This window comes from Bradyrhizobium sp., from assembly GCF_049586575.1.
Taxonomy (GTDB): Bacteria; Pseudomonadota; Alphaproteobacteria; order Rhizobiales; family Xanthobacteraceae; genus Bradyrhizobium.
Window position 1 is genome coordinate 1 of record NZ_JBAVCF010000256.1, and the last position, 2,839, is coordinate 2,839.

The 2,839-nt window shown below is 59.9% G+C and carries 4 protein-coding genes; all 4 read right to left on the reverse strand.

Translation table 11 applies throughout. From position 1 onward, the window contains the following. On the reverse strand, window positions 1–159 hold a 159-nt coding region (locus WB528_RS09790; RefSeq protein ID WP_423888223.1), incomplete at its 3' end, for a molybdopterin-guanine dinucleotide biosynthesis protein B. A gap of 88 nt (window positions 160–247) precedes the next feature. Continuing rightward, window positions 248–1,279, reverse strand: a complete 1,032-nt coding sequence (locus WB528_RS09795) for a formate dehydrogenase subunit gamma (protein WP_423888220.1) — start codon at window positions 1,277–1,279, stop codon at window positions 248–250. Window positions 1,280–1,390: 111 nt separating this feature from the next. Further along, window positions 1,391–1,987, reverse strand: a complete 597-nt coding sequence (gene fdh3B, locus WB528_RS09800; RefSeq protein ID WP_423888221.1) for a formate dehydrogenase FDH3 subunit beta — start codon at window positions 1,985–1,987, stop codon at window positions 1,391–1,393. Between the two features lie 12 nt (window positions 1,988–1,999). Next, on the reverse strand, window positions 2,000–2,839 hold an 840-nt coding region (locus WB528_RS09805; protein WP_423888222.1), incomplete at its 5' end, for a formate dehydrogenase subunit alpha.

Genomic DNA, 2,839 nt, shown 5'->3' on the forward strand with positions numbered 1-2,839 from the left:
CACAAAGGACTCCTTCCCCGGTTGATCGAGATCGAAGCCGTGATGCGCGTGCTTGAGTGTCGAAACGCTTACGCCGCGCGCCGTGAGGCACGGAAGCAGTTTGCTGACAAGCGTGGTTTTGCCGGAACCACTCCAGCCGGTAAGCCCGATAATGCGCATACGATATTATAGCAGGAGACGTTTCATCGCGCGTAAGTCGCCCGCCAGTCCGTCCAATCGGACGCTTTTGACCGAACTGATCTTGCCGTTATTCTGCAGGCGTTGCCACCGGCCGCGTCTTCGAACCGCGCGGCCTCGCGTGGGCCTGCTCTTCTTGCAGCCACAGGCTGTGGTGCTCCTTCGCCCAGTTGAGGTCGACCGTGCCCTCACCCATCGACTCGAACGCGCCCTCCATGCCGAGCGTGCCGAGATAGATGTGCGCGAGGATCAGCGCGATGAACAGCATGCCGACCACGCCGTGGAAGATCTCGGCCAACTCCATGTTGCCGACCGTCAGGCCGCCATAGAATGGGAAGATGAGCATGTAACCGCTGATCATCATCGCAATGCCGCCAAGCACGATGAACCAGTAGAGAAGCTTCTGCCCGGCATTGAACTTCCACGCCGGCGCCGGCGCCACATGGCCCTTGCTGAACATGCCTCCGCCCGTCTTCAACCACTGGATATCCGCCCGGGTCGGGAAGTTCTGGCCGATCCACATCAGGAACATCATCACGACGCCGATGGTGAAGGCGAAGCTGACGTAGTTGTGCGCGTACTTCGCCCATTGCGACCAGGTGCTGAACGCCTCCGAGCCGTAACTGCCGACGAAAATCGGGCGGCCGAACGTGACGTTAAGACCGGTAATGGCCAAGATGACGAAGCAGGTCGCGGTGAACCAGTGCACGAAGCGCTCGAAAGAATTGAAGCGCAGGATGGTGCGGCCCGAGCGACCGTCCTCGATCCTGATCGAGCCGCGCCACATATAGAAGATTATCAGCAGCACGATCGTACCGATAATCGCAACGCCGCCAATCCATTGCAAAGTGGCCATGCGGAACTCTTGCCAATCGCGGCCGGCCGGGTGCTCGATCACGTATGACTTGGTATCGGGAATCGTGCCGCGTCCCTTGATGGTCTTCAGCTGATTGAGCAACTGCTGTTCGTGCACCGCGCTCGCCTGCGGGTTCACCTGCTGGGCTGACGCGGATTGGGGCGCCAGAGCGGCCGCGAAGGCGACCATCAAGGCCAGCACGAGCGCTCCGAGCATGGTCCGGAGGCGTGACGTGATCTTCATCATGTGTCTTCTCCATGTCCCTGCGCGCGCATGCGTTTGATCGTCCCAATACTGCTCGACCTCGTGTCAGGCCCTCCGTGTCTTCTTCGGAGGGCCTGCCTTCACGAATCCGCGTCACGTCGCAATCGTTTCGCGGTATGCTGTCTGCCATCCCCAAGCACCCGAGCCGTAGCCGCGCTTCGACACGCGTTCCTTGTAAATCTGGGCGATGACATCGCCGTCGCCCGCAAGCAATGACTTAGTCGAGCACATCTCGGCGCACAGCGGCAGTTTGCCTTCGGCGAGGCGGTTGGCGCCATACTTCTCGTATTCCTCCTTGCTGCCATCCGCCTCAGGACCACCGGCACAGTAGGTACATTTGTCCATCTTGCCGCGCGAGCCGAAATTGCCGGTCTTTGGATATTGCGGCGCGCCAAACGGACAGGCGTAGAAGCAATAACCACATCCGATGCATAGGTCCTTGTCGTGCAACACGACACCGTCGCTCGTGGTGTAGAAGCAATTCACGGGACAGACTGCCTGACACGGCGCGTCGGTGCAGTGCATACACGCCATCGAGACGGACTTCTCTCCGGGCTTGCCGTCATTGATTGTAACGACGCGCCGGCGGTTGATGCCCCACGGCACTTCGTTCTCATTCTTGCAGGCGGTGACGCAAGCGTTGCATTCGATGCAGCGATCGGCGTCACAGAGGAATTTCATTCGAGCCATGGTCCTGCCTCCTTATACCGCTCGGATTTGGCAGAGAGTGACTTTCGGTTCCTGCATACCCGTCGCCGGGTCGTAGCCGTAGGTCGTAATCGTATTCGCACTTTCGCCGAGCACGATTGGATCGGCACCTTGCGGGTAATTGCGGCGCAGGTCGATGCCGCCGAACCAGCCACCGAAATGCATCGGCATCCAAGCGACGCCCTTGCCGACGCGTTCGGTCACCAGCGCCGTGACCTTTGCCTTCGAGCCGTTCTCTGCCCCCGTTACCCAGACCCAGCCGCCGTCCTTGATGCCGCGGGCGGCAGCATCTGCTGGATTGATCTCGATAAACATTTCCTGCTGCAGCTCGGCGAGCCACTTGTTGGAACGGGTTTCTTCGCCTCCGCCCTCATACTCCACCAAGCGGCCAGTCGAGAGGATCAACGGAAACTGCTTGGCGATGCCCTTGTCGATCGCTGTCTTCTGCACCGTGAAGCCGATGTTCGGCAGCCGGAATTGCTTGGCGTCAGGCAGTGTCGGATACTTCGATACGAGTTCGACGCGCGGGGTGTAGATCGGTTCGCGATGCACCGGGATCGGGTCCGGCAGATTCCACGCGTTCATGCGTGCCTTGCCGTTCCCGTATGGAATCACATTGTGCTTGATGCAGATGCGTTGGATTCCACCCGACAGGTCGGTTGACCATGAGACAGTGTCGGCATTGTCACCGCCGATCTTCTGGATCGTCGCAAGTTCACCCGGTGCCAGGTCCTTGTCCCAGCCGAGCTTCTTCAACACGGCGTAGGTGAACTGCGGGTATCCGTCCTTGATCTCCGAGTCCTTGGAATAGGAGCCCTCGGCCAGCAGGTTGAC